General features: G+C 68.3%; 22 protein-coding genes and 1 riboswitch. Of the genes, 9 read left to right on the forward strand and 13 right to left on the reverse strand.

The features are described from left to right. The first annotated feature begins 8 nt into the window (after nt 1-8). Genes galT through ACIQK7_RS03505 form a run of 3 tightly spaced genes read left to right on the forward strand, consistent with a single transcriptional unit; the run spans nt 9 to nt 2,870 of the window. Nucleotides 9-1,112, forward strand: coding sequence for a galactose-1-phosphate uridylyltransferase (gene galT, locus ACIQK7_RS03495; RefSeq protein ID WP_403021325.1), 1,104 nt, complete (start codon nt 9-11; stop codon nt 1,110-1,112). Then, nucleotides 1,109-2,266, forward strand: coding sequence for a galactokinase (galK, locus tag ACIQK7_RS03500; RefSeq protein WP_403021328.1), 1,158 nt, complete (start codon nt 1,109-1,111; stop codon nt 2,264-2,266). Before galT ends, galK begins: the two co-directional genes overlap by 4 nt. 4 nt (nt 2,267-2,270) lie before the next feature. Further along, the gene (locus ACIQK7_RS03505; protein ID WP_403021331.1) at nt 2,271-2,870 is read left to right on the forward strand and encodes a phosphoribosylanthranilate isomerase; all 600 of its coding nucleotides are present in this window, start codon (nt 2,271-2,273) and stop codon (nt 2,868-2,870) included. Between the two features lie 138 nt (nt 2,871-3,008). Here the strand turns inward: ACIQK7_RS03505 and ACIQK7_RS03510 are convergent, their stop codons facing one another. The 8 genes from ACIQK7_RS03510 to ACIQK7_RS03545 all read right to left on the reverse strand — a co-directional run bounded on the left by ACIQK7_RS03510 (nt 3,009) and on the right by ACIQK7_RS03545 (nt 10,173). After that, a complete protein-coding gene (locus ACIQK7_RS03510; protein ID WP_403021334.1) occupies nt 3,009-4,289 on the reverse strand; it encodes an ABC transporter substrate-binding protein in 1,281 nt (426 codons plus the stop codon). Nucleotides 4,290-4,334: 45 nt separating this feature from the next. Further along, on the reverse strand, nt 4,335-5,378 hold the full coding sequence (locus ACIQK7_RS03515; protein WP_403021337.1) for a branched-chain amino acid ABC transporter permease: 1,044 nt from the start codon (nt 5,376-5,378) through the stop codon (nt 4,335-4,337). Continuing rightward, nucleotides 5,375-6,259, reverse strand: a complete 885-nt coding sequence (locus tag ACIQK7_RS03520; RefSeq protein ID WP_403021340.1) for a branched-chain amino acid ABC transporter permease — start codon at nt 6,257-6,259, stop codon at nt 5,375-5,377. The genes ACIQK7_RS03515 and ACIQK7_RS03520 overlap by 4 nt, the downstream gene beginning before the upstream one ends. Next, the gene (locus tag ACIQK7_RS03525) at nt 6,259-6,975 is read right to left on the reverse strand and encodes an ABC transporter ATP-binding protein (protein ID WP_325209548.1); all 717 of its coding nucleotides are present in this window, start codon (nt 6,973-6,975) and stop codon (nt 6,259-6,261) included. The genes ACIQK7_RS03520 and ACIQK7_RS03525 overlap by 1 nt, the downstream gene beginning before the upstream one ends. Next, a complete protein-coding gene (locus ACIQK7_RS03530; RefSeq protein ID WP_403021344.1) occupies nt 6,972-7,763 on the reverse strand; it encodes an ABC transporter ATP-binding protein in 792 nt (263 codons plus the stop codon). The genes ACIQK7_RS03525 and ACIQK7_RS03530 overlap by 4 nt, the downstream gene beginning before the upstream one ends. 70 nt (nt 7,764-7,833) lie before the next feature. Then, nucleotides 7,834-8,775 (reverse strand): NADPH:quinone oxidoreductase family protein, encoded by a 942-nt coding sequence (locus tag ACIQK7_RS03535; protein WP_403021346.1) that lies wholly within the window; start codon nt 8,773-8,775, stop codon nt 7,834-7,836. Between the two features lie 41 nt (nt 8,776-8,816). Beyond that, the gene (locus ACIQK7_RS03540) at nt 8,817-9,410 is read right to left on the reverse strand and encodes a TetR/AcrR family transcriptional regulator (RefSeq protein ID WP_403021348.1); all 594 of its coding nucleotides are present in this window, start codon (nt 9,408-9,410) and stop codon (nt 8,817-8,819) included. A gap of 22 nt (nt 9,411-9,432) precedes the next feature. Beyond that, nucleotides 9,433-10,173: an SDR family oxidoreductase gene (locus tag ACIQK7_RS03545; protein ID WP_403021350.1), complete on the reverse strand. Its 741-nt coding sequence runs from the start codon at nt 10,171-10,173 to the stop codon at nt 9,433-9,435. Between the two features lie 138 nt (nt 10,174-10,311). Here ACIQK7_RS03545 and ACIQK7_RS03550 point away from each other — a divergent pair, with 138 nt between their 5' ends. After that, entirely contained in the window at nt 10,312-11,481 is a 1,170-nt protein-coding gene (locus ACIQK7_RS03550; RefSeq protein WP_325209553.1) for a serine hydrolase domain-containing protein, read from the forward strand. Here ACIQK7_RS03550 and ACIQK7_RS03555 read toward each other — a convergent pair. After that, a complete protein-coding gene (locus tag ACIQK7_RS03555) occupies nt 11,478-11,936 on the reverse strand; it encodes a thioesterase family protein (RefSeq protein ID WP_325209554.1) in 459 nt (152 codons plus the stop codon). The two genes, ACIQK7_RS03550 and ACIQK7_RS03555, sit on opposite strands and share 4 nt — an antisense overlap. A gap of 73 nt (nt 11,937-12,009) precedes the next feature. On the opposite strand from ACIQK7_RS03555, the gene ACIQK7_RS03560 reads away from it, so the two are divergent. The 3 genes from ACIQK7_RS03560 (at nt 12,010) to ACIQK7_RS03570 (ending at nt 18,318) form a co-directional block, all read left to right on the forward strand. Next, nucleotides 12,010-13,173, forward strand: a complete 1,164-nt coding sequence (locus ACIQK7_RS03560) for a PucR family transcriptional regulator (RefSeq protein ID WP_403021354.1) — start codon at nt 12,010-12,012, stop codon at nt 13,171-13,173. Between the two features lie 80 nt (nt 13,174-13,253). Then, nucleotides 13,254-14,471: an NADP-dependent isocitrate dehydrogenase gene (locus tag ACIQK7_RS03565; RefSeq protein ID WP_403021356.1), complete on the forward strand. Its 1,218-nt coding sequence runs from the start codon at nt 13,254-13,256 to the stop codon at nt 14,469-14,471. Nucleotides 14,472-14,724: 253 nt separating this feature from the next. Next, nucleotides 14,725-18,318 (forward strand): S8 family serine peptidase, encoded by a 3,594-nt coding sequence (locus ACIQK7_RS03570; RefSeq protein ID WP_403021358.1) that lies wholly within the window; start codon nt 14,725-14,727, stop codon nt 18,316-18,318. A gap of 58 nt (nt 18,319-18,376) precedes the next feature. Here ACIQK7_RS03570 and ACIQK7_RS03575 read toward each other — a convergent pair whose 3' ends face one another. The 4 genes from ACIQK7_RS03575 to ACIQK7_RS03590 all read right to left on the reverse strand — a co-directional run bounded on the left by ACIQK7_RS03575 (nt 18,377) and on the right by ACIQK7_RS03590 (nt 22,286). Then, entirely contained in the window at nt 18,377-18,811 is a 435-nt protein-coding gene (locus tag ACIQK7_RS03575; RefSeq protein ID WP_325209558.1) for an Hsp20/alpha crystallin family protein, read from the reverse strand. Between the two features lie 113 nt (nt 18,812-18,924). Then, a complete protein-coding gene (gene nagA, locus ACIQK7_RS03580) occupies nt 18,925-20,067 on the reverse strand; it encodes an N-acetylglucosamine-6-phosphate deacetylase (protein WP_403021361.1) in 1,143 nt (380 codons plus the stop codon). 39 nt (nt 20,068-20,106) lie between these two features. Continuing rightward, nucleotides 20,107-20,982: a formyltetrahydrofolate deformylase gene (gene purU / locus ACIQK7_RS03585; protein WP_403021363.1), complete on the reverse strand. Its 876-nt coding sequence runs from the start codon at nt 20,980-20,982 to the stop codon at nt 20,107-20,109. Next, nucleotides 20,979-22,286: an MFS transporter gene (locus ACIQK7_RS03590; RefSeq protein WP_403021365.1), complete on the reverse strand. Its 1,308-nt coding sequence runs from the start codon at nt 22,284-22,286 to the stop codon at nt 20,979-20,981. Before ACIQK7_RS03590 ends, purU begins: the two co-directional genes overlap by 4 nt. A 101-nt stretch (nt 22,287-22,387) precedes the next feature. Between ACIQK7_RS03590 and ACIQK7_RS03595 the strand changes: the two genes are divergently transcribed. Then, on the forward strand, nt 22,388-23,365 hold the full coding sequence (locus ACIQK7_RS03595) for a DUF5937 family protein (RefSeq protein WP_403021367.1): 978 nt from the start codon (nt 22,388-22,390) through the stop codon (nt 23,363-23,365). 80 nt (nt 23,366-23,445) lie between these two features. After that, complete coding sequence (locus tag ACIQK7_RS03600; protein ID WP_403021369.1) at nt 23,446-24,708, forward strand: MFS transporter; 1,263 nt, start codon at nt 23,446-23,448, stop codon at nt 24,706-24,708. A gap of 32 nt (nt 24,709-24,740) precedes the next feature. Then, nucleotides 24,741-24,823: riboswitch (ZMP/ZTP riboswitch) on the forward strand. The last annotated feature ends 14 nt before the right edge of the window (nt 24,824-24,837 follow it).

The following is a 24,837-nucleotide window of genomic DNA, read 5'->3' on the forward strand; positions in this document are numbered from 1 at the left end:
AGGGTGCCATGGCCCAGATCACGAAGACCGTCACGACCCTCGCCGACGGCCGCGAACTCATCTACTTCGACGACGCCGACACGAGCCTCAGTGGCGAGCGGGCGGTCGACGCGCGCACGCTCGACCCGCGACTGGCCACAGCGACCATGCGGCAGGACGTGCTGACGGGCGACTGGATCTCGGTCGCCGCCGCACGGCAGAACCGCGTGTTCCTGCCGCCAGCGCACCAGGACCCACTCGCGCCGGCCACCCCCGAGAACCCCAGCGAGATCCCCTCGAACTACGACGTCGCCGTCTTCGAGAACCGATCCCCCTCCTTTGGCCCCGAGGTCGGCGAGGCGGATGTCGCGGGGATCGGCTTCGAGCGCACGGCCCCCTCCTACGGCCGCTGCGAGGTCGTCTGCTTCAGCCCCGAACACGAGGGCTCCTTTGGCACGCAGACCCCGTCGCGCGCCCGCACCGTCATCGAGGCGTGGGCCGACCGCACCGCCGCACTGTCGGCGATGCCGGGCATCCGCCAGGTCTTTCCCTTCGAGAACCGCGGCCAGGAGATCGGCGTCACGCTGCCCCACCCGCACGGGCAGATCTACGCCTACCCCTACGTGACGCCGCGCACGCAGCGGCTGCTCGCATCCATCGACGAGCTCGGGCCCGACCTCTTCGAGCGGATGCTCGACCGCGAGCGCTCCTCGACGCGCGTGCTGCTGAGCGGTGAACACTGGACGGCCTTCGTGCCCTTCGCCGCCCGCTGGCCCATCGAGGTGCACATGCTGCCGCACCGCCACGTGCCCGACTTCGCCGCGACGAACGAGGAGGAACGCGACGAGCTCTCGCACCTCTACCTCGAGCTGCTGCGCGGCATCGACGCCGTCTACGACACCCCGACCCCCTACATCGCCGCATGGCACCAGGCACCGGTCGACCTCGCGCGTGACAGTGTGCGCCTGTCGCTCCAGCTCACCTCTCCGAGGCGCGCCGCCGACAAGCTCAAGTTCCTCGCCGGCTCCGAGGCCGCCATGGGGGCCTGGATCGGCGACGTGCCGCCCGAGCGCAGCGCCGAGCTCGTGCGCGAGGGCATCGAGCGGGCACGTGCCACGAAAGGAACCGCATGAGCGACATCAGGGATGACGCACGCCAGGGCTTTGCCGAGACCTTCGGCCACGAGGCATCCGGGGTCTGGTCCGCGCCTGGGCGCGTGAACCTAATCGGCGAGCACACCGACTACAACGAGGGCTTCGTGCTGCCCCTCGCGATCAACCGTCGCACGGTCGTCGCGCTCGGGCCGCGGGACGACGGCATCCTGCGCGTCGCGAGCGCCTTCGCCGACGAGGTCGCCGAGATCGCCCTCGCCGACCTCGCTCCCGAACGGCTCGCCGGCTGGGCCGCCTACCCGCTCGGCGTCGCGTGGGCCCTCGGCCAGCACGGTGCCGACCTCGCCGCGGTTCCCGGGGTCGACCTCTTCATCGACTCCGACGTCCCCGTCGGCGCCGGCCTCTCGTCCTCCGCCGCGATCGAGAGCTCGGTCGCCCTCGCGCTCAACGACGTGTGGCAGCTCGGCTTCGACCGTAGCACCCTCGCTCGTGTCGGCCAGCTCGCCGAGAACGAGGCGGTCGGCGCCCCCACGGGCATCATGGACCAGTCGGCGGCGCTGCTCGGGGAGACTGACTCCGCCGTCTTCCTCGACTGCCGCAGCCTGCACGCCGAGATCGTCGACCTCGGCTTCGAGCGGGCGGGCCTCGCCCTCGTCATCATTGACACGGGCGTCTCGCACTCACACGCGACAGGCGGCTACCGCGATCGTCGCGAGTCCTGCGAGCGGGGGGCACGGATGCTCGGGGTCGAGCACCTGCGCGACCTCAGTGTCGACGACCTCGAGCGGGCGCGCACGACCCTCGACGACGAGACCTTCCGGCGCGTGCGCCACATAGTGACCGAGAACCAGCGCGTGCTCGACACCGTGCGCACGCTGCGGGAACAGGGTCCCACGGCGATCGGCGAGCTGCTGGATGCCTCGCATGCCTCCATGCGCGACGACTTCGAGATCTCCGTGCCCGAGCTCGACCTTGCGGTCGAGGTCGCGAACGCGAACGGTGCCCTCGGTGCACGAATGACGGGTGGCGGCTTTGGCGGGGCGGCGATCGCGCTCGCTCCCTTTGACGCCGTCTCGCGCATCCAGGTCGGCATCGACGGCGCGTTCGCCGAGCACGGCTTCGGCCAGCCGGAGATGTTCGTCGTGGCTGCCTCTCATGGAGCAATGAGAGAGTAGGCGCATGTTCGTCAAGATCTGCGGCCTCAGTGAACGCGTCCACGTCTACGACGCGATCGAAGCGGGCGCAGACGCCGTCGGCCTCGTGCTCACCCCGAGTCCCCGCTTCGTGACGGCGGATGCCGCCAAGGACCTGGTCGCCGCCGCCGAGGAGCGCGTGCTCACGGTCGGGGTGTTCCGCGACGAGACCGTCGACGAGATCGAACGGCTCGCGGAGGCATCCGGAGTCTCGGCGATCCAGGTGCACGGCAACCGCAGCCGCGCCGAGATCTCGAAGCTCGGGATGATCGGCCGCACGCTCATCCGCGCCGTGCCCTTCGACGACCCGAGCCTCGAGGAGAACTTCGGGGAACACATGCTGCTCGTCGACGCACCGAAGCCGGGCTCGGGCGAGGTCTGGGACTACGCGGCCATGTCGGGCCTGACGCTGTCGGATGTCGGTGGTCGCTGGCTTCTCGCCGGTGGACTCACCCCCGACAACGTGGCCTCCGCAATCGCCGCCGCGACACCGTGGGGCGTCGATGTGTCGAGCGGCGTCGAGACCGCACCGGGCGTCAAGTCGAGCGAACTCATCCGGAGCTTCGTCTCCGCCGCCAAGGCCTAGCCTCCACAGCCCAGGAGCCGCCTTTCACAGGTCAGGAGCCACCTTTCACAATTCAGGACCGGAACGGCATCGTTCCTGAATTGTGAAAGGCGAAGGGGCCGCCGCGCGAACGCGGCGACCCCTCACTGTGTGCCTTGCTTACTCGGCGCCGGGGATGCCGTTCTCGAACGGAACCTGGCCGCCCGTGTACTCCGTGACCTCGCCGTCTTCGTAGACGTAGGGAGTGCCGAAGTATGCCTGCACGCCGCTCTTCACCTGGCTGAGCTGCACGCCGGTGTTACCAGTGTGGTCCTCAGGCGAGTAGCCGAGGGGCACGAGGCCCGAGCCCTTGACCGCGCCCGACTCGATCGCCTCGACGATCGACTCACGCGTGGGGTTGTCGCCAGCTGCCGCGAGCGCCTCAGCGAACATGTACGCCATGTTCATGCCGAAGATGTCGTTGCCGCCGATCTCGCCGCCGCCGTTGTACTCGTCCTGCACCATCTGGAAGTGCTCGATCCAGGGGTCGTCCTGGTTGGTCTCGAGCGAGAGGTAGAACGTGCTGATGAAGTTCTCCAGCAGCAGGGGTGCATTCTCCTGGAGGTAGTCCTTCTCGAGCGTGCCGTAGTCACCACCGGCCGAGGTGGCCATCCACTGCGGGAAGAAGCCGAGCTGCGCGGCCGTTCCCACGGCGAGTGCCGTGAACCCGTTGATGCTGGCGAGGAACACGACGTCGCAGTTCGCAGCCTTGAGAGCGCTGATCTGGGCCGTCACGTCCTGGTTCGCGACCGAGTAGCGCTCGCTCGCGGCGAGGCCGTCAGCGCCGAGGATCTCGAGTGCGCCCTTCTCGAAGTCGTCACCGAAGTCGTCGTCCTGGCCGAACATGCAGTAGGTGCCGTCGGGCATCTCCGTCTGTGCGTAGTGCGCGAGGATGGCCGCCTCAGCGATGTACTCCGAGTTGTAGCCGAAGGTCCACGGGTACTTCTCCGGCTGGTCCCACATCGGCGACCCGCCCGAGACGAAGAGGTCGGGGACCTCGTTCTCGTTGAGGAAGTCGATGACGGCGCTGTGCGTCGGCGTGCCGAGGCCACCGAGGATCGCGAAGACCTCCTCCTGCAGCACGAGGTCACGCACGACCGTCTGCGTGTTGGCGGGGTTGTAGCCATCGTCCTTGACGATGAACTCGATCTCGCGACCGTTGATGCCGCCGTTGTCGTTGATGTAGTCGAAGTACGCGCTCGTCGCAGCCGAGATCGACGAGAAGCCGGCTGCGGCCGGACCCGTGAGCGGCTGGTGCGTGCCGATCACGATCTTGTCTTCAGTTACACCGGGCACGTCCTGGGCGTCGCCTCCGCCGCCTCCGGGCGAGGAGCACGCCGCGAGGGCGAGCACAGAAGCGGCACCCACGACCGCGAATGCGCGATTCCTTTTGAGAGTCATCTTTGACCTTTCTGTGGTGATTGGTTGGTGCTTGGGTATTTCGGGTTATTTCGGGACAGGAACTGATTGCGGAGTTCCTCGGGATTGCATCTTGAGCCGGCCCTTGCGGAGGAGGCCCTGGATGCCGAGGGGAGCGACGATCACGACGAGCACCATGATGGCGCCGAACAGTCCGACCGCGAGGTTACCGTCGAGGCGCTGTGCGACCTCGGGCGACAGGGACAGGCTCTTGGTAAGGGAGCCGATGGCATCCGGCAGCACGACAAGGAGGATGGACCCCCAGAGCGCGCCGTAGAGGGTGCCGATCCCACCGATGACTGCGGCCATCAGCAGGAAGAGGGAGAAGACGAGGCTGAAGGCCCCGGGGCTAGCGCTCTGGGTCATGAAGGCGAGCACAGCACCGCCGGCGCCCGCTGCCGCCGAGCTGACCGTGAACGCGATCACCTTGGTGCGCGCGACGTTGACCCCGGCGATCGCGGCGGCGACCTCGTTGTCTCGCACGGCACGCATCTGGCGACCGAAGTTGCCCTTCATGAGGTTGCGCAGCAGGATCACGACGAGCGCAGCACACGCGATCGCGACCCATGCCTGGAACATCTCGGTGCCGCCTCGACCCGCGAGGAACTCGGGCCTGCGCTCGACCGAGATGTAGAGGCCCTGGTCGCCGTTGAAGACGTCGGAGAAGCGGCTCGTGATCGCGGGAAGGGCGAGCACAAGCGCCAGGGTCACACCGGCGAGGTAGGGCCCGTGCAGTCGCGCCGCCGCGAGCCCGACGATGAGGCCGAGCACTGCCGCGCCCGCGACGGCCGCGAGGATCGGCAGGATGAGCAGCACTGGGCCGGTGACCTCCTGCTCCGCGAGGCCGTTCGCCGTGAAGGCGTAGCAGTACGCACCGCAGGCCGCGAGCGCCGCGTGGCCGAGCGAGAGCTGCCCGTTGACGCCCGTGAGCATCGTGAGGCCGGCCACGACGCAGAGGTATGCGGCGATCGTGGCGAGTTGGTAGTTGCGGTACGGGTCGAGCACGAAGGTGAGACCGATGACCGCGACGAGGCCCACAAGGCCGATGATGAGTGTGGTGCGACTGCTCATGCTGTGCGCTCCTTGGTGACTGAGAAGATTCCGCCGGGCTTGATGAGGAGCACCGCCAGGAGGAGCACGAGCACGGCGACGGGAGAGAGCGTCGCGCCCAGGTATCCGCTCACCCAGCTGAGCAGCACGCCGACCACGAGGCCGCCGATGACCGCTCCGGGGGCGGAGTCGAGCCCGCCGACCACCGCGATCGTGAATGCGTAGACAAACACGGCATCAGTGGAGTGCGGGTTGAGCCCGAGCTCCGTGGGGACCACGAGGAGCGCAGCCAGTGCGCTGAGCGCGGATGCGAGCATCCATCCGAGCGTGATCATGCGGTTCGAGCGAACCCCCAGGAGACGCGCGAGTTCGGGCGAGAACGCGGCTGCGCGCATCCGGAGCCCCACGTTCGTCTTGCCGAAGAGCACGGCCAGGCCGATCACGACGAAGCCGACACAGGCGAACACGAAGAGGTCGTAGGCCGAGATCGACAGCCCCGCGAGCCACGGCAGCGGACTCTGGCTGAAGGGAACCTGCATCGGGTGGTAGCCGTTGCCGAACAGCATGCCGATGATCGCCTGGATGACAAGCAGCACTCCGAGAGCAGCGATCACCGAGTTGAGCGGGTTGACCGAGCTGACGTAGCGCATGACCCCACGCTCCACGACGAAGCCGATCGCCGCTCCCCCCAAAAGTGCGGCCACGAGCCCGAGCCAGTAGTTGCCCGTTGCCGAGGTCACGACGAAGGCGAGATACGTGGCCGCCATCGCGATGGCGCCCTGTGAGAAGTTGATGATGCGCGCTGCACGCCAGATGAGCACGAGCGAGAGAGCGAATACTGCCAGCACGGCACCACGGGCGAGCCCGTCGACCGTGAGGAATAAGAAGCGTTCCAGTTCCATCAGAACCCCAGGTAGGTGTGTCGGAGGTCGGTGTCGGCCGCGAGTTCCGCAGCGGGCCGGGCAGCGACGACGCGGCCCAGGTTGAGAACGACGCCGTGGTCGGCCACGGAGAGCGCACTGCGCACGTTCTGTTCGATCAGCAGCACGGTGAGGCCGGTCTCGTCACGGAGGCGACCGAGGAGCTGCAGGATCTGGGCGGTGATGCGGGGCGCAAGGCCGAGCGAAGGCTCGTCGAGCAGCAGGAGCTTCGGCTTGGCCATGAGTGCGCGGCCGATGGCGAGCATCTGCCGCTCACCCCCGGAAAGCTGGTGGCCCGCCGACTTGCGACGGTTCTGCAGCGGCTCGAAGAGTTCGTATACCTCGGCGAGGGTGCGGGACGACTCAGCCGAGTTGCCGCGCCAGAGCCCTCCGAGGCGAAGGTTCTCGTCGACTGTCAGCTCGGTGATGACACCGCGACCCTCCGGCACGAGGGCGAGCCCGTTGCGCACCATGTCTTCGACCTTGACCTTGCTGAGGTCTGTACCGCCCATGCGGATGCTTCCCGCACTGGGCCGGATCTGCCCCATGATCGTGCGGAGGAGGGTGGTCTTGCCCGCGCCATTCGCACCGACGACCGCGGTGATGCTGCGCTCCGGCACGGCGAGTTCGATGCCGTGCAGCACGGAGACGGGGCCGTAGCCCGCGCTGACCCCGTTGAGGGTGAGAAGGTCGCTCACGCGGCATCCACCCCCAGGTACGCCTCGGTGACGGCGGGGTTCGCGCTGACCTCTGCGGGAGTGCCCGTGGCGATCAGCTTGCCGAAGTCGAGCACGGCGATGCTGTCGCACACCGACATGACGAGGTCGACGTGGTGCTCGACGAGCACGACCGAGCAACCCTTGCCGGGGATCGAGCGGATGAGCTCGCCCAGTTCCTCGATCTCGTCGTGGCCGAGGCCACCGGCCGGCTCGTCGAGCAGCAGCAGCGAGGGCTCGCTGACGAGGGCGCGCGCGATCGATACCTTCTTGCGAATCGCGTAGGGGAGCGTGTCGGGAAACGCCGCCGCATACTTCTCGATGCCGAGGGAGGCGAGGGTCGCCATTGCTCGCTCCTTCTTCTCGCGCTCCTCGCGCGCGGCGCGGGGCAGGGAGAAGAGCTCCTCGACGAAGGTGTGACGGGTCGACGACTGGAGGCCTGCCACCACGTTCTCCAGCACGGGCTGGCCGCTGAAGAGGCCGAGCCCTTGGAGCGTGCGCGCGATGCCGTGCTGCGTCAGTCGGTGGGCGCGGGGCCGCACCTCGGTGCCGTCGACCGACATCGTGCCGGAGGTCGGCTTGTAGACGCCGCACACGACGTTGAAGAGCGTGGTCTTGCCTGCGCCGTTGGGGCCCATGATTCCGACGACTGAGCCGGCGGGAACCTCCACTGAGACCGAGTCGAGCGCGGTGAGTCCACCGAACTTGACCGTGATGTCCCTCAGGGCGAGCCGCGGCACGCTCGCTGGGCCGGGGTCATGAGCTGTCATGTGACCACTCCTTTGTGATGCTGTGTAAGTAGACATTCGGGTTGCCTATGTTCTCCGTCAGGGTTTCGTCTCAGTCCGGCTGCGCGACCTGTACGACGAGACGACCGACGGTGCTGCCGTCGCCGAGGCGCTGCACGGCGTCGGCAGCGTCTTCGAAGCTCACGACCTCGCTGACGAGCGGTCGAATCGCACCGGCGTCGGCGAGCTGTGTCAGTTCGCGGTGTGCGTCGACGACGAGCTGCGGGTTCTTGCTGTTGTAGAGGCCCCAGTGGAGGCCGACGATGCTGTAGTTCTTGACCAGCGCGTGGTTGGCCTTGGCGGTCTGGATCTCGCCCCCGGCGAAGCCCACGACGACGATGCGGCCTTCGAAGGCGACACACTTGGTGGAGCGCTGGAAGGTCTCGCCACCGACGGGGTCGTAGATGACATCCGCACCGCGTCCGCCGGTGTGCTCGTTGACGATCGCGACGAAGTCCTCTTCGCGCCGGTTGACGACGATGTCGGCACCCGCATCAAGGGCGACCTGCCGCTTGGCCTCGCTGCCGACGACGCCGATGACGGTGGCGCCTGCTGCCTTGCCGAGCTGTACAGCCGCAGTGCCGACACCGCCCGCCGCCGCCTGCACGAGCAGGGTTTCGCCCGCCTGGAGCTGGCCGCGGCGGTGCAGGCCGAACCAGCCCGTCTGGTGTCCGATGATGAGGGCGGATGCCTCAGCGTCGCTCAGTCCCTCTGGCGCTGGGAAGGTCGCGGCCGCCGGCACGATGACGGTTTCGGCCATGACTCCGATGTGCGACGAGACGACGCGGTCGCCGACTGAGAAGCCCTCGACCCCCTCGCCGATCGCGCTGACCTCGCCGCAGACCTCGATGCCGGGGCTGAAGGGCAGTTCGGGCTTGACTTGGTATTCGCCTCTCGCCAGCAAAACGTCAGGAAAGTTGATCGCGACCGCGCGCGATCGCAGCGCCAACTCGCCGGGGCCGGGTGTCGGCTCCTCGAGTTCGACGATCTGCATGACGTCTTTCGGCTCGCCGTGTGCTGTTACGTGCCATGCCCTCATTGGGTTGCCTCCGGGATTCGCAGTGAGGTGATGTAGAGCTCGGTGAAGTGCTTGGCGAGCTCGGATGCGCTGATGCCGCCGTCGGACGAGTACCAGTGCGAGAGGTAGTGGGGGTTCGCGAAGAAGTTGGCGGAGAGCACGATCGCAGGGATGTCGCTGCGGAACACGCCCTCCTCCTGTCCCTTCGCGAGCACGCCCATGAAGATGTCGTTGAACTCTCGACGACGGCGCTTGACCTCGCGCTGGCGCCCCTCCGAGAGCATGTGCTGCGAGCGGAAGAAGACGGCGCCCTCGCGGATGCCGGCGATCGACGTCGTCATGAGGTCTTCGCAGATGAGCCGCATCGTCTCGAGCGGGCCGAGCCCCCTCGCGACGATCTCCTCGAGGTGCGCCCGCTGGAGCGAGAGGAGGCGGTCGTAGATGTCGAAGAGCAGGTCATCCTTCGACGAGAAGTAGTGGTACAGCGCACCCTTGGTGACTCCCGCCGCGTCGACGATCTGCTGCACGCTCGTCTTCGCATAGCCCTGGGTGGAGAAGAGCTCCACGGAGACCCGCTGGAGTTCCTCTTGGATGTTCACTGATTTCTTCATGAGCCGACTATCGCATCCAGCCTCAGCCGACCGTTGCCAACGTGCCGCCACCGTCGATGACGATGGTCTGGCCGGTGATCCAGGCGGCGTCATCGGAGAGCAGGAAGGTCACGGGGCCCGCGACGTCCTCCGGGTTTCCGAGGCGTGCGAGGGGGTACTTGGCGGCGACCTCTTCTTCGCGGCCCTCGTAGAGCGCCTTCGCGAACTTCGTCTTGATGACGGCGGGTGCGACCGCATTGACGCGGATGCTCGGCGCGAGCTCGAAGGCGAGCTGCTGCGTGAGCGACATGAGGGCGGCCTTGGAGACGCCGTAGAACGCGATGCCGGGTGCCGCACCGAGCGCCGAGACGGAGGAGATGTTCACGATCGCGCCCCGGAGACCGGCAGCGACGCAGTCGCGGGTCCAGGCGAGGGCGCCGACGACATTCACATCGAGGATCTTGTGCACGACGGAGTCTTCGATCTCGAGGGCGGGCCCGTAGGCCGGGTTGATGCCCGCGTTGTTGACGAGGTGGTCGAGGCCACCCATCTCGGCGATGCGGGCGAGCACCTCTTCGCGGTGCGCCGGATCATCCGCCTTGCCCGCGATGCCGACTGCGACATCGGAGCCTCCGAGGCCCTCCACGGCTGCGTCGAGTGCCTCCTGGCCTCGTGCCGTGATGACGACTCGCCCACCGTCGGCGACAATGCGCTGCGCGATGGCGAGTCCGATGCCTCGGCTCGCGCCGGTGACCAGCGTCGTCGTGCCCTCGAATCGGCCCACGTCCACTCCTTCGTGACTGTCGGGATGTCGGCTCTAGATTCAGAACCGACCAGTTGGTATGTTCACCTTACAGGCACGACCGCAGGAACTTGCAAGACATTTCTGTACCGAATTCCTCACGATGCAAAGGAGCTTCGAATGAGCGACACCACCCCGACCCGAACAGCCGTGGTGTACGGCGACAACGACCCAAGGTTCGACGCAGTGAGGGAGGAGTTCCAGCGCCGCCTCGACAGTGGAGAGGAACTCGGCGCCTCGATTGCGGCCACGATCGACGGCGAGACGGTGATCGACCTGTGGGGCGGCTACGCGGACGAGGAGCGCACCCGGGAATGGGAGCGCGACACCATCACGAACGTGTGGTCCACAACCAAGACGGTCGTCGCACTCGCCGTGCTCGTGCTCGTCGACCGGGGCGAAATCGACCTCGATGCGCCCGTCGCCAAGTACTGGCCCGAGTTCGCGCAGAACGGCAAGGACGGCGTCACGGTCGCCCACCTCATGTCGCACACCTCAGGTGTCAGCGGATGGGACGCGCCCTTCGCGACGGAGGACATGTTCGACCACGAGAAGGCGGCAGCGTCACTCGCGGCGCAGGCCCCGTGGTGGGAGCCGGGCACGGCATCCGGATACCACCTGCTGAACTACGGCCACCTGCTCGGCGAGGTTGTGCGCCGCGTGACGGGCAAGACGATCGGCACCTTCGTGCGAGAGGAGATCGCCGGCCCGCTCGGCGCGGACTTCCACATCGGCCTCGCCCCCAGCGAGTTCGCACGGGTCAGCCCCGTCGTCCCCCCGCCGCCCGCACAAATGGACCTCTCGGCGCTGCCGCCCGAGCATCCGGCGATCCGCACCTTCATGGCACCCGTGCTGGATGCGACCGCGACCTGGAGCGATGACTGGCGCAAGGCGGAGATCGGCGGCGCGGGCGGGCACGGCAACGCGCGTTCCGTGGCGCGCATCGAGTCCGTCATCACGAACGGCGGCGAGGTCGACGGCGTCAGACTCCTTTCCCCCGCCACGATCGACCGCATCTTCGAGCAGAAGTCCGACGGGCTCGACCTCGTGCTCTTCCAGCACCTGCGCTTCGGCGTCGGCTTCGCCCTGCCGAGCGCGGGCCAGCCAGCCATCCCGCAGCGCGACCGGCTCGCATTCTGGGGCGGCTGGGGAGGTTCGCTCATCGTCAATGACGTGGGACGCGGGGCGACCTTCGCCTACGTCATGAACAAGATGTCGGCGGGCATCATCGGTTCGCCGCGCAGCGACGCCTACATGACCGCCTTCGACGGCGCGCTCGGAGAGGCCTAGCGGAACGGCGCCGGGTCGCCCAGCCACTGCGAGAAGGTCACCCGAAGGTCTTCTGGAAGTGGGACTGGGCGGCCCGATGCCGTGTCGACGATCACGAGCGTCGTGCTGGCGATCGCATAGACGACAGAACCGTCCGCCTCGCCGAGCTCGTAGCCGAGGTCGACGCTCGAGCCGCCGACACGAGTGACCCAGAGCCGCACGGTGAGGGGCTCGGCGCGGTAGTTGAGGGGCGCCCGGTACTCGATGCGGTGGCCGGCGACGAGGCCGTTGCTGCCCTCGGGGAAGAGGTCGAAGACCCCGAGGGACGGGTCGACGCCTTCGGCCGCCTGCTCTCCGAGCGGCGGCGTGAAAATCGCGAAGCGGGTGTCTTCGAGGTAGCGCACGAAGAAGACGTTGTTGACATGCCCATATGAGTCCATGTCTCCCCAGCGGATGGCAACCTTCGCTTCAGGCATGTGCTCCTCTTTCTTTTCTGCTCGCTTCGCTATAACATACCGGCTAGTCGGTTTGTCCGACGGGAGGTCTTCAATGTCGCAGCTTCTACACCCCACGAGTTCGGGAGCATCCCGACGAGCGCCGAGCGGCGTGACCCTCGATGCCGCCGGACTCTCAGCGCGAGCAATCGAGGTGGCAAAGCACAGCCTGCCGTGGCTGCGCGAAATGCCCCCGCGCCGGCTCATGCTCATGGATCGCGTGACTCAGGCCGGCATCCGATCGTTCCAAGCGTACTTTCGCGACCCGGACTCGGCGGATCCCACCGACATGTTCGCCGTCGCCCCTCGCGAGCTCGTGCGTTCCGTGACGCTCCAGCAGACCCTCCAGCTCATGCGCGTGACCTCCTCACTCATCGAGGAGACCCTCGCGACGACCGAGGAGCGCGAGGCGAGCGTGATCTTCTCCCGGCAACTCGCCTTCGCCGCCGCTGAGCTCTACGCGACGGTCGGCGACGGCAACGGTCTCTGGGAGCGTCGACTCGAGCAGTATGTCGTGGATGCCGCCCTCCGCGGCACCCTCCCTGACGCCCTGCACCAGCGCATCCGCGCGGTCGGATGGCGCGGCCAGGGTGCCGCGATCGCCGCCGTCGGCACGCCACCAGACGACGGCGACACCGACCGCCTGCGCCGCCTCGCGTGGGACGCGGGCGCCGACGTGCTGCTCGGCACCTCGGGGGAGCGGCTCGTCGCCATCGCCTCGGTTGTCGAGGGCCACTCGGCCGACGACCTGCCAGCCGTCGTCGCCGCGATCGCGGACGGCTTCGGCGCAGGCCACGTGCTCGTCGGCCCCGTCGTCGGCGACGTGACGGATGCCTGGAGCAGCCTCCACGCGGCATCCGTCGCCGCCACCGTCGTCATTGCGAGCGACGCCGACACCCGCGTCGTTGCGGCCGACGATCTTCTGCCGGAGCGCGCGCTCGCGGGTGACGAGCGTGCCCGCGCCGCCCTGATCGAGAAGGCCTACTCCCCGCTGCGTCAGGCGAGGCAGCCGCTCCTCGAGACGGCGCGCCGCTTCGTCGAGGCGGGCGGGGCGGTCGAGACGGCGGCCAAACGGCTCGACGTGCACCCCAATACCGTGCGCTATCGCCTCAAGCGCATCGCGGATGCCACGGGGCTCGACCCGACGGGAGCACGCGATTCCTTCGTGCTGCAGTGTGCCCTGCGCCTCGGCCTCATGCAGGACGCCACCACCTCCTGAACCGAAGATATCTCGACATCGAGAGACTTTGACAACAGAAGGTAAGATTGGTGCGGCCCTACGAGAGGAAGCACACAAACGTGGCAAAGATCAAGGTTGAAGGAACCGTCGTCGAGCTCGACGGCGATGAGATGACTCGCATCATCTGGCAGAAGATCAAGGACACCCTGATCCACCCCTACCTCGACGTGACGCTCGAGTACTACGACCTCGGCATCGAGAAGCGCGACGAGACCGACGACCAGATCACGATCGACGCGGCCCACGCCATCCAGAAGCACGGCGTCGGCGTGAAGTGCGCGACCATCACCCCCGACGAGGCACGCGTCGAGGAGTTCGGCCTCAAGAAGATGTGGAAGTCGCCCAACGGCACCATCCGCAACATCCTCGGCGGCGTCATCTTCCGCGAGCCCATCATCATCTCCAACATCCCGCGCCTCGTGCCGGGCTGGAACAAGCCGATCATCATCGGCCGTCACGCCTTCGGCGACCAGTACCGCGCCACGGACTTCAAGTTCCAGGGCGAGGGAACGCTGACCGTCGAGTTCACCCCGAAGGACGGCGGCGAGCCGCAGAAGTTCGAGGTTTACCAGGCGCCCGGCGACGGCATCGCGCAGGTGCAGTACAACCTCGACGCGAGCATCCGTGACTTCGCACGCGCCTCGCTCAACTACGGCCTGAGCCGCAAGTACCCCGTCTACCTCTCGACGAAGAACACGATCCTCAAGGCCTACGACGGCCGCTTCAAGGACATCTTCGAGGAGATCTACCAGACCGAGTTCAAGGCGCAGTTCGAGGCCGAGGGCCTCACGTACGAGCACCGCCTCATCGACGACATGGTCGCCTCGGCCATGAAGTGGGAGGGCGGCTACGTCTGGGCCTGCAAGAACTACGACGGTGACGTGCAGTCCGACACGGTCGCGCAGGGCTTCGGCTCGCTTGGCCTCATGACCTCGGTGCTCTCGACCCCGGACGGCAAGATCGTCGAGGCCGAGGCCGCCCACGGCACGGTCACGCGCCACTACCGCCAGCACCAGGCCGGCAAGCCCACCTCGACGAACCCGATCGCCTCGATCTTCGCCTGGACGCGCGGCCTCGCGCATCGCGGCAAGCTCGACGGCAACCAGGAGCTCATTGACTTCAGCCTCGCGCTTGAGGACGTCGTCATCAAGACGGTCGAGTCGGGCAAGATGACGAAGGACCTCGCGCTCCTCGTCGGCCCCGAGCAGCCGTACCAGACGACCGAAGAGTTCCTCGCGACCCTCGACGAGAACCTCCAGGCACGGATGGCCGCCTAGCCAGTCCCGCCTCACACGACGGCCCCCGCTCACTCGAGCGGGGGCCGTCGTGCATCTCCGGCGCAGGCGATCACAGAATTGACCCCCGGAAAGTCCTCCAGAGTGAGGACAGCAGCGCGGGAGTTCTTGGCGAGAGGATAAGCACACCCCCCGTGCGGGGGTAGACGCCGTCTTATCGTGCGTCTGCCGCGTCGATACTGACGCGTGCATCCGGTGTTCCTCCTCGAGAACTGGACATTCTGTGAAGAAGCGCATGCTCACCTCCGCTGTTGCCGCCGCCGCGCTCGTCGCGGCCTCGCTCGTGGGAGGGGGGTCGATCGCATCCGCTGCTCCCCCACCGAGCTTCGCGGGCGGCGTCATCGGCAAGAGCACGCAGACCGCCTTCACGCCGGGGCGCTACATCGTGACGCTCGCCGACCAGCCCGTCGCGACCTACGACGGCGGGGTGCGCGGCTTCGACGCGACGACGCCGGAGAAGGGTGAGCAGCTCAACACGCGCAGGCAGGCGGTGCAGGAGTACGGCGACTACCTCGCCGAGACGCAGCAGGAGGTCGCGGAATCGGTCGGGGCCACGATCGACGCCTCGTACAGGCTCGCGATGAACGGTTTCTCGGCCGACCTCAGCGTCGAGCAGCTCGCCGCACTGTCGGCCAACAAGAAGGTCGCCTCGCTCGTGCCGGACGAGCTCAAGCACATCACGGAGGCGGAACGCTCAACCGAGTTCCTCGGGCTCGAGGGCCCCGGCGGCGTATGGGAGGCCGTCGGCGGCGCCGAGACCGCGGGCGAGGGTGTCGTCGTCGGCGTGCTCGACACGGGCATCGCGCCCGAGAATCCCGCGTTCTCTGGTGAGCCACTCGGCACCGACCCGGGCGCCGGCCCCTACCGTGACGGCGACGCGATCGTCTTCGAGAAGAGCGACGGGGGCACCTTCACGGGAGCCTGCGTCGAGGGCGAGCAGTTCACCGCCGACGACTGCAACAGCAAGGTCATCACGGCGCGCTACTTCGCCGAGGGCTTCGGCGTCGGCAACCTCGGTGGCGCGGACCTCGGCGAGTACGTGTCGCCGCGCGACGGCGACGGGCACGGTTCGCACACCGCGAGCACGGCCGCGGGCAACCTTGACACCCCCGCGAACGTGGGTGGCCAGGACTTCGGCACCTTCAGCGGTGTCGCGCCGGCCGCCAAGATCGCCGCCTACAAGGTGTGCTGGACGGGCCCGGACCCCGCCGCCACGAACGACGACGGATGCACCACGACCGACCTCCTCGCGGCGATCGACCAGGCCGTGGCCGACTCGGTCGACGTCATCAACTTCTCCATCGGCGGCGGCTCTGCCCGGGGCACCGCTGAGCCCACCGACCTCGCCTTCCTGGGCGCGGCGGCGGCCGGCATCTTCGTCGCAGCATCCGCCGGCAACGCGGGCCCCGGCGCGACGACGCTCGACAACGCGGCCCCGTGGATCACGACCGTCGCGGCGAGCACGATCCCGAACTACGAGGCCACGGTGGAGCTGGGCGACGGACAGCGCTTCGCGGGAGCGTCGGCCACGGTCGATCGCACCGAGGGCGCTGAGCCGGTGAGCGGACCCCTGGTTGCGGCATCCGCTGTCGCACTGCCGGGCGCGACGGATGCAAACCTGTGCCTCGCGGACACGCTCGACCCCGCCCAGGTGGCTGGCACGATCGTCGTGTGTGAGCGCGGCGTCAGCGCCCGGGTCGACAAGTCGGCCGAGGTCGCCCGCGCGGGCGGCATCGGGGTCGTGTTGATCAACCCGAGCTTCAGCTCGCTCGACCTCGACACGCACGTCATCCCGACAGTGCACCTCGACGCGGACACGCACGCGGCCGTGCTGGCCTACGCTGCGACCCCGGATGCAACGGCCACGCTGCTGCCCGGAAACCTCACGGGCGTCGAGACTCCGGCCCCCCAGGTCGCCGGCTTCTCGTCGCGCGGCCCGATCGAGGTCGACGGCAGCGACATCATCAAGCCTGACATCTCGGCGCCCGGCGTCGGGATCCTGGCGGCGACCGCCAACCCGGCCGACGGTGAGCCGACCTACGCGTTCCTCTCCGGCACGTCGATGTCGTCGCCGCACATTGCGGGGCTCGCCGCGCTCTACCTGGGCGAGCGGCCCACCGCGACACCGGCCGAGATCAAGTCGGCGTTCATGACGACCGCCTACGACACGGTCGACCGGGAGGCGGGCCGGGTGACCGACCCCTACGCACAGGGTGCGGGGCACGTCGACCCGACGCGCTTCTTCTCACCGGGCCTGCTCTACCTCAACGACACGCCTGACTGGCTGTCGTACCTCGAGGGCGCCGGCTACGACGTGATCGACCCCGCGGTCGAGCCCGTCGACCCGAGCAACCTCAACCTGGCCTCGATCGGCATCGGCTCACTGACCGGCACCGAGACGATCACACGCAGCGTCACCTCGACGCAGGCCGGCACCTTCACGGCGTCGATCGACGTGCCGGGAATCGAGGCGACCGTCGAGCCCTCGACGCTCACCTTCGGTGCCGCGGGCGAGACGCAGACGTTCACGATCACGGTGACGCGCACGGATGCTCCCCTCGACGCCTTCACGAGCGGCTTCCTCACCTGGAGCAACGGCGAGACCGAGGTGCGCAGCCCCGTCTCGATCCGTCCCGTGACGATCGTCGCACCCGACGACGTGGCGGGCGAGGGCGTCACGGGGGCCGTCGATGTGACGGTCACCCCGGGAGGCACGGGAGAGATCCCGCTCGGCACGACAGGGCTCACCCAGGGCACGCTGCATCCGGACCCCACTGGCGTCGAGACGGAACACTCGGGTTCCGGCACCAACGGCGACACCTTCACCTACCAGGTGGCGGTCGGCGAGGGCGCGCAGTACGCCCGCTTCGACCTCGACTCGATCGACGACACGGCCGACCTCGACCTGGTCGTCTACCAGCTGGATGCGGCCGGCACGCCGATCGCCGGTTGGCAGTCGGCGAGCGGCGCGGCCGATGAGCGCGTCAACCTGGTCGCGCCGGAGGCGGCCACCTACCAGGTGATCGTGTCGATCTACTCGGCGAACCCCACGACGGCCTTCGACCTCAGCACCTACGTGGTGGCGCCGGGTGGAGCGCCGCTCGCGCTCGCACCGCCCGTGCTCGCGGGGGTGCAGGGCGAGCCGGTGACCTACACGGCATCGTGGGCCGACCTCGCCCCGCACAGCCGCTACCTCGGCCTGATCGAGTACGGCGAGACGGGCAAGTTCACGGCGCTGCAGGTGACGACGGGTGAGCCGCCGGCCCCTGACGCCCCCATCAACACGGTGCCGCCCACCATCACTGGTGAGCCGCGGGTCGGCGCAGTGCTGCAGGCGAACCCCGGCGAGTGGAGCATCGAGGGTCTCGAGTTCACGTACCAGTGGCAGGCCGACGGCCAGGACATCGCGGGGGCGATCGGCCCCATGTACCGCGTGACCGCTGCTGACCAGGGCCGCGCCATCAGCGTCGTGGTGACGGCGACGGGAGACGGCCTGCCCAGCGCGACCGCCGCATCCGAATCTCTCACGATCGCGTACACAACCTCGACACGCCTCTCGCTGTCGAAGTCGCTCGCGTTCTCGTGGCAGAAGGTGACGGCGACCGTGAAGGTCAGCTCGGCGGCCGACTCGGTGCCCGGCACGGTGCGCGTGAGCGTCGACGGCAAGCAGGTCGCCGAACAGCAGGTGTCGGCGGATGGCTCGGCGAAGGTCACGCTGCCCAAGCTGCGCTTCGGGGCGCACAAGGTGACGGCGGAGTTCGTGCCGACCGACGCATCGCTCGTCAGCGGCAGCCGCAGCAGCGCCAAGTACGTGCTGGTGCTCTTCTAGAGGCGAGAGACGAAGGAAGGCCCCCGGCGAGCGCCGGGGGCCTTTCTCGTTGAGATGGCTACGCGGTGACCTCGGGCTGCACGTTCTCGGTGCGCTGGCCCGACATGACCTCCACCTTGCGAGGCTTCGCGCGCTCGCTGACGGGGATCATGACGCTGAGCACGCCGTTGTCGTAGTGGGCGCTGATGGCTTCCGTGTCGAGGCCGTCGCCCAGGTTGAGCTGCCGCAGGAAGCTGCCGGTCGCTCGCTCCCGGGCGAGCCAGGTCACGCTGTCATCGCCGCGCGCGGTGCGCTCGGCTCGGATGGTCAGCACCTGGCCGTCGACATCGACGTCGATCGAACCCGGGTCGACACCGGGCAGATCGGCGCTCAGCACGTAGTGGTCGCCCTCCTTGTGGAGGTCGATCGGCATGAATCGGGGCCCACGCTGCGCGTCGAGCAGGCTCGCGGCAACGCGGTCCAGTTCACGGAACGGATCGAAGGTCATGGCCATTGTTCGTCAACTCCTTCACGTAGGCCGCTTTCGCGGGATTCGCTTAGTTGAGTCCCTTCGACTCAACTCCAGATTAGCACTCTCACCCAGAGAGTGCCAGATCTCAACACCGGTCAGCCCGTGACCCTGAGCCCCGCCGCCCACACCTCCTCGACCTCCCAGTCGTTGTTCATGACGACGACATCAGCAACGCACCCGGGGGCGAGACGGCCGAACGAGTCACCGAGAGCGAGGGCCTGGGCAGGCACCCACGTCAGGGCGGCCACCGCATCAACCGGATCGAGACCCACGCCCTCGATCGCGCAGCGGAGCGCGGCATCCTGTGTCAGAGTCGAGCCCGCCATGGTCGACGTGCCGCTCAGCAACGCCCGGCCATTCCTCACCGAGACGTTCAGCGAACCCAAGCGGTAGTCGCCGTCGCTGCTGCCGGCCGCAGCCATCGCATCGGTCACGAGCGCGATACGTCCCGGCGCGGCGAGGAATGCCAAGCGCGCGACATCCGGGTGCACGTGCACACCATCGAGCACCAACTCGAGCCGCACCCGCTCATCGAACAGCGCGGCAGTCACGGGACCGGGAGCACGATGATGGATGCCCCGCATCCCATTGAAGGCGTGCGTCAGGAGCGTCGCGCCGCGGTCGAAGGCACGGCGAGCCGTCTCGTAGTCGCAGTCGGTGTGGCCAAGCGCCACGACGATGCCGTCACCCACCAGGCGGTCGATGGCGTCCATCGCCCCCGCGCCCTCGGGCGCGAGTGTCACCTGGCGAATCGCGCCGCCGCCTGCGCCGATAAGGGTGTCGAGGGCGATCGCGTCGACTTCGCGCAGGTGGTCTGGGTGGTGGGCTCCGCGCCGTTCGGTGGCGAGATACGGGCCCTCCAGGTGGGCGCCCAGCACGAGCGGGTCGTCGGCGGCGATCTCTGCGACCGTCTCAAGCGTGCTGCGGAGCATCGCGATCGGGTTCGACACGACGCTGATGACGGACCGTGTGGTGCCGTGAGCGCGGTGGGTGGCGAGCGCCGCCATGATCTCGTCATCACCGTCATCGAAGGTGTGCCCGCCACCACCATGACAGTGGAGGTCGATGAAGCCCGGTGTGATCGTGCGACCCGTCAGGTCGACCGTGACATCGGCGGGCGGAGGTGCACCAGCACCGACCTGGGCGATCGTGTCGCCCCTCACCAGCATCCAGAAATCGTCGACGACGCCCTCGACGTCGACCTTGCGCGCACCGTGAAAGATCGTCGACTGTGACATGGGGCCAGCCTACGACTGGCCGCCGCCGAAGCGCGGAGGCTAGCGGAAGATGATCGTGCGGTGCCCGTCGAGCAGGATGCGGTTCTCCGCGAACCACTTGACCGCCTGCGTGAGCGTGCGGCTCTCCTCGTCCTGGCCGATCGCCATGAGCTCCTCGGGCGTGCTCGTGTGATCGACCCGCACGATGTTCTGCTCGATGATGGGGCCCTCGTCGAGGTCGCTCGTGACGAAGTGCGCCGTCGCGCCGATGATCTTCACGCCGCGGGCGTGCGCCTGCCGGTAGGGGTTCGCCCCCTTGAAACCGGGAAGGAAGGAGTGGTGGATGTTGATGGCCCTGCCGGCGAGGAAGTCGCAGAGCTCCGGCGACAGGATCTGCATGTACCGGGCGAGCACGACCAGCTCGATGTCGTGCTGCTCGACCTCCTCGACGATGCGCGCCTCGAAGGCGGCCTTCTCCTCGGGGCTCGTGACGGGCATCCGCTCGAATGGCACGTCGTAGAACTTCGCGATGCCGCGCAGCTCGTCGTGGTTGCTGAGCACGAGGGGCACGTGCACGGGCAACTGACCAGCGTGCTTGCGGAACATGAGGTCGTTGAGGCAGTGCGCCGCCTTCGAGGCCAGCACGAGGGTGCGCAGCGGGCGGCCCACGACGTCGAGGTGCCAGCGCATCTCGTACTGCGCGACGACGGGCGCGAGCGCCGCCTCGAACTGCTCACGCGACGCCGCCGACTCCACCTGGAGGCGCATGAAGAAGTTGTCGGTGTCGAGACTCGAGAACTGCTGCGACTCCGTGATGTTGCCGCGCGCCTCGACGATCGCGCCGCTGATGGCGTGCACGATTCCCGGCCGGTCATTGCAGACGATCGTGAGCACCCAGTGGGTCGGGTCGACAGCGGAGAGAGGGAGCGAGTTCACCCCACAAGACTATTGGGCTTCCCGGCGAGGGATGCCCGTGCCGCGATCCACCACACGCCGCCGGCACTCAGGAGGAACATCACGGCGAGCGCCGCCCACCCGAAGAGCCCGTTGGTGACTGCGGCCGTGATCACGAGCGGCGCCGCCATGCCGCTGATCGACCAGCCGAGACCGAAGACGCCCTGATAGGCGCCGGCCCGCCGGGTGTCAGCGAGCTCGAAGCTGAGGCCCCACGAGCCGGCCTGCGACAGCACCTCGGCGAAGGTGTGGGCGATCGCCGCACTCACGAGGAATGCCACCGCAACCCAGGCCGAGACGGCACCGGATGCCGCGTACACGAGGCACGCGAGCGCCATGAGCACCCCCGCGATCGCCGTCACCCGACCGGCCTTGCGGATGTCATGCGTGCCCCTGCTGAGCGGGATCTGGAACGTGATCACGATCGCGGTGTTGAGCACGAGCAGCACCGAGACGATCGCGAGCGGCGCATCCGTGTTGTGCAGCACCCACAGCGGCAGGCCGATCTCCATGAGCGCGAAGTGGAGGGCGAAGATCGCGCTCAGCACCGTGAGGCTGAGGTAGCGGCGGTCGCGATAGGGCGAGCGTCCGCGAGGGGCGGATGCCGCGGCATCCGTGTCCCGAACGGGCGCGTCGACGCGGGCCGGGAGGCGCAGCAGCGGGATGATGCTCGCGATCGTCGCGAGCCCGGCCACGATCATGATCGACCGGTATGCCTCCGGCGTGCCGATGATGAGGGCGACACCGGCGACCGCACTGCCGATCGCGATGCCCGCGTTCGTGACGGTGCGGAGCACGGCTCGAGCGTTGACGCGATCGGCCGAGGTGAAGGCGCGGGCGATCATGGCCGAGCGCACCGAGTGGGCGGCTGAGTTCGCGCCCGTGAAGGCGGCCGCGACGAGCAGCACCGCGATGAAGGAGGTCGCGGTGACGTAGAGCAGCAGGCAGACGCCGGCGAGGAGCTCGAAGAGCACGATGAGGCGGCGCGCGCTCAGCCGGTCGGCGAGGGCACCACCGAGGAGCGAGCACACGGCTCCCGCCGCACTCGCGACCGTCAGGACGACGGCCACCTCGACCGCGCTGAGGCCCACGATGAGCGTGAAGTAGAGCACCGTGAGCGCGAGGAAGATGCCACGGCCGAGTGTCATGACGGCGGTCGCGAGCGCGAGCACGCGCAGCACAGGGTCGGCGAAGAGCGCGGTGAAGCGCTTGCGCAGGCTGAGCCGCGGTGCGGGCTCGGGCGCGGTCCTGTCGGGAACGACGCTGGGGCCGTCTGTCGTGCTCATGCCTCAGTTCTCCCATAGCGGCCTCGGCGTCCGAATAGATGAAGCACAATGCTTCATCGAGCCTCGCCAGATCGCGCTGCGACGTTGTAGCGTGATGCCTCATGCTGCGCTACGAACTCGCCGACACCGACCTCGGCGATATCCGCTTCGGCATCTCACCGCTGACCGAATTGGGACTGTCGCTGCGCGCGCTCAAGGAGCCATCGGCCTACCCCCTGCAACTGCCGTGGCTGCGTCGCACGGAAGCCGCCCGCGCGACGCTCGACCTTCAGCTCCTCATGAGCCTCGTCAATGACCGACTCTGGACCCCCGACTTCCTCAACCCCCGCCCCGCCTCACCGCTCACCCGTATCGAGCAGGAGCTGGCCGGGCTGCGAAGCATGCCGAGCGCGCGGTTCTGGCAATACATCGAGGCGGTGCACGATCGGATGCCGCGGCCGCTCCTCGGCGAAGCATCCGAGGTCCAAGCGCGCATCGCCACGGAACTCGAGCGCTACTGGCACGCCTGCATCGGCCCGCACTGGACCCGCATGCGCACGATCCTCGAGGCAGACATCGCATACCGGGGGCGCCAGGTCGCGCAGTCGGGGCTCTCGGCCATGCTGAACGGGCTCTCGCCCCGCATCACCTTCGAGGACAGTTCGCTCAACCTTCGGCTGCAGAGCGAGCATGACGACTCCATCACGGTGGGCGGGCTCGGCGTGACGCTCGTGCCCACCATGTTCACGCGCCGGGTCTCGGCACCGATCCTGGGCGACGAGCCGCCGCTCGTGCTCTACCCGGCACGCGGCCAGGGCGCCATGTGGGAGCGCGTCGATGAGCGGGCGCCCGGCGCCGTGGCGGCACTCCTCGGAGAAACCCGCACCCGACTGCTGCTCGCAGTGGGCGAGCCGGCCTCGTCGACCGAACTCGGCATGCGATTCGGCGTCACGACCTCGGCCGTGAACCAGCATCTTCGCGCCCTTGCGGCTGGCGGCCTCGTCACGGCCACCAGGAACGGACGCAGCACGCTCTATGTGCGCAGCGAGCTCGGGACGCAGCTGATCGGCGACCCAGCGCCCGAAACCCGCAGCGCGTAGAATTACCCAGTCGTCGCGTGGTCCGCGGCGGCCCGTTGGCGGCGTCACGCCCACCAATTCTGAACGGATCTCGCCGCAGCATGACCAGGCCAGAAACCCCCACCCGCCCATTTCCCTACGTCGCCCTCTTCGCCGTCGCCGTCGCCGTCTTCCTCAGCGTCACGATCGAGATGCTGCCGACGGGCCTCCTGACGCCCATGAGCGAAGAACTCGGCGTCTCGACCTCCCTCATCGGCCTCACCGTGAGCGTCTTCGCCTTCACGGTCGTACTCACGAGCACGGGCCTCACCCACCTCACCCGGCGGTTCAACCGGCACACGCTGGTCGTCACGGTGCTCGTCGTGCTCGCGATCTCGACCATCCTGACCGCCATCGCGCCCAACTACGCGATGCTCGTCGTCTCCCGCATCGTCGGCGGCCTCGCCCACGGTGTCTTCTGGGCCGTCGTAGGGGCCTACTCCGCCTACCTCGTGCCCAAGGAACAGATCGGCCGCGCCGTCTCGATCTCCCTCGGCGGCGGCTCCCTCGCCTTCGTGCTCGGCGTGCCCCTCGGCACGGCGCTCGGGCAGGCGGTCGGATGGCGCGGGGCCTTCGCCGTGCTCGCCGGGCTCACGCTCCTCGGCGCCTTCCTCGTCTACAAGCTGTTGCCGAGGGTGGCCGCGGGGGCGGACACGCCAACGGACAGCGTCACGACCGTGACATCCGCCACCGGTTCTGTGACGGTCGTCGAGACCCCGAGCCGCGCGCCGCGACCCGAGCAGTCGGTGCTCGGTGTCGTCGCCGTCTGCCTCGTCACCGCCGTGGTCATGATCGGGCACTACGCCTTCTACACCTACGTCGAGCCGTTCATCACGGGTCCCATGGGCCTCCCCCACGTCGGCGTGAGCCCGACCCTCTTCGGCTACGGCGTCGCGGGCGTCGTCTCGCTCGTGCTCGTCGCGACCATCTTCAGCGGGCGCCCGCGCACGGGACTCATCATCGCCCTCGCATCCGTGCTGCTCCTCACGGTCGGGCTCGCGACGACGCCTGCCGTGCTGCCCGTCTCACTCACCCTCTTCGTTGTGTGGGGGCTCGCGTTCGGCCTCATCCCGCCCCTGCTGCAGACGCGTATCCTGCATGTCGCGCCCGCGCGCATCCGTGACACGGCGAGCGCCTTCTACACGACCGCCTTCAACACCGGTATCGGCGGCGGGGCCCTGCTCGGCGCCGTCGCGCTGCAGCACGTCGGCATCGCCATGCTGCCCGCCATCACGGGTGGGCTCATGGCGCTCGCGCTGCTGCTCGTCGTCGCCTCGGATGCCGTGCTCGCGCGGCGACAGCCGCGCCGCGTCGTCGAGCACTGACCCGATACCGATCGGCCCGACTCGCGCTACAATCGGGAGGTCGCGACTGGCGTTGAGGTGGGCAACCACCGGGGAGCGAAAGACATCGCAGCGGCCGTACGCCTGGGCCGCCCGAGAACCGCAACTCCG

This window comes from Salinibacterium sp. GXW1014 (assembly GCF_044769865.1).
In the GTDB taxonomy this organism is placed as follows: domain Bacteria; phylum Actinomycetota; class Actinomycetes; order Actinomycetales; family Microbacteriaceae; genus Homoserinimonas.

Coding starts and splice junctions, on each gene's coding strand:
- ACIQK7_RS03505 (WP_403021331.1), top strand. CDS start 2,271: ATGTTCGTCAAGATCTGCGGCCTCAGTGAACGCGTCCACGTCTACGAC.
- ACIQK7_RS03535 (WP_403021346.1), bottom strand. CDS start 8,775: ATGCAGATCGTCGAACTCGAGGAGCCGACACCCGGCCCCGGCGAGTTG.
- nagA (WP_403021361.1), bottom strand. CDS start 20,067: ATGTCACAGTCGACGATCTTTCACGGTGCGCGCAAGGTCGACGTCGAG.
- ACIQK7_RS03550 (WP_325209553.1), top strand. CDS start 10,312: ATGAGCGACACCACCCCGACCCGAACAGCCGTGGTGTACGGCGACAAC.
- galK (WP_403021328.1), top strand. CDS start 1,109: ATGAGCGACATCAGGGATGACGCACGCCAGGGCTTTGCCGAGACCTTC.
- ACIQK7_RS03570 (WP_403021358.1), top strand. CDS start 14,725: ATGCTCACCTCCGCTGTTGCCGCCGCCGCGCTCGTCGCGGCCTCGCTC.
- ACIQK7_RS03560 (WP_403021354.1), top strand. CDS start 12,010: ATGTCGCAGCTTCTACACCCCACGAGTTCGGGAGCATCCCGACGAGCG.
- ACIQK7_RS03555 (WP_325209554.1), bottom strand. CDS start 11,936: ATGCCTGAAGCGAAGGTTGCCATCCGCTGGGGAGACATGGACTCATAT.
- ACIQK7_RS03520 (WP_403021340.1), bottom strand. CDS start 6,259: ATGGAACTGGAACGCTTCTTATTCCTCACGGTCGACGGGCTCGCCCGT.
- ACIQK7_RS03575 (WP_325209558.1), bottom strand. CDS start 18,811: ATGGCCATGACCTTCGATCCGTTCCGTGAACTGGACCGCGTTGCCGCG.
- ACIQK7_RS03540 (WP_403021348.1), bottom strand. CDS start 9,410: ATGAAGAAATCAGTGAACATCCAAGAGGAACTCCAGCGGGTCTCCGTG.
- ACIQK7_RS03510 (WP_403021334.1), bottom strand. CDS start 4,289: ATGACTCTCAAAAGGAATCGCGCATTCGCGGTCGTGGGTGCCGCTTCT.
- ACIQK7_RS03590 (WP_403021365.1), bottom strand. CDS start 22,286: ATGAGCACGACAGACGGCCCCAGCGTCGTTCCCGACAGGACCGCGCCC.
- ACIQK7_RS03515 (WP_403021337.1), bottom strand. CDS start 5,378: ATGAGCAGTCGCACCACACTCATCATCGGCCTTGTGGGCCTCGTCGCG.
- ACIQK7_RS03530 (WP_403021344.1), bottom strand. CDS start 7,763: ATGACAGCTCATGACCCCGGCCCAGCGAGCGTGCCGCGGCTCGCCCTG.
- ACIQK7_RS03600 (WP_403021369.1), top strand. CDS start 23,446: ATGACCAGGCCAGAAACCCCCACCCGCCCATTTCCCTACGTCGCCCTC.
- ACIQK7_RS03595 (WP_403021367.1), top strand. CDS start 22,388: ATGCTGCGCTACGAACTCGCCGACACCGACCTCGGCGATATCCGCTTC.
- galT (WP_403021325.1), top strand. CDS start 9: ATGGCCCAGATCACGAAGACCGTCACGACCCTCGCCGACGGCCGCGAA.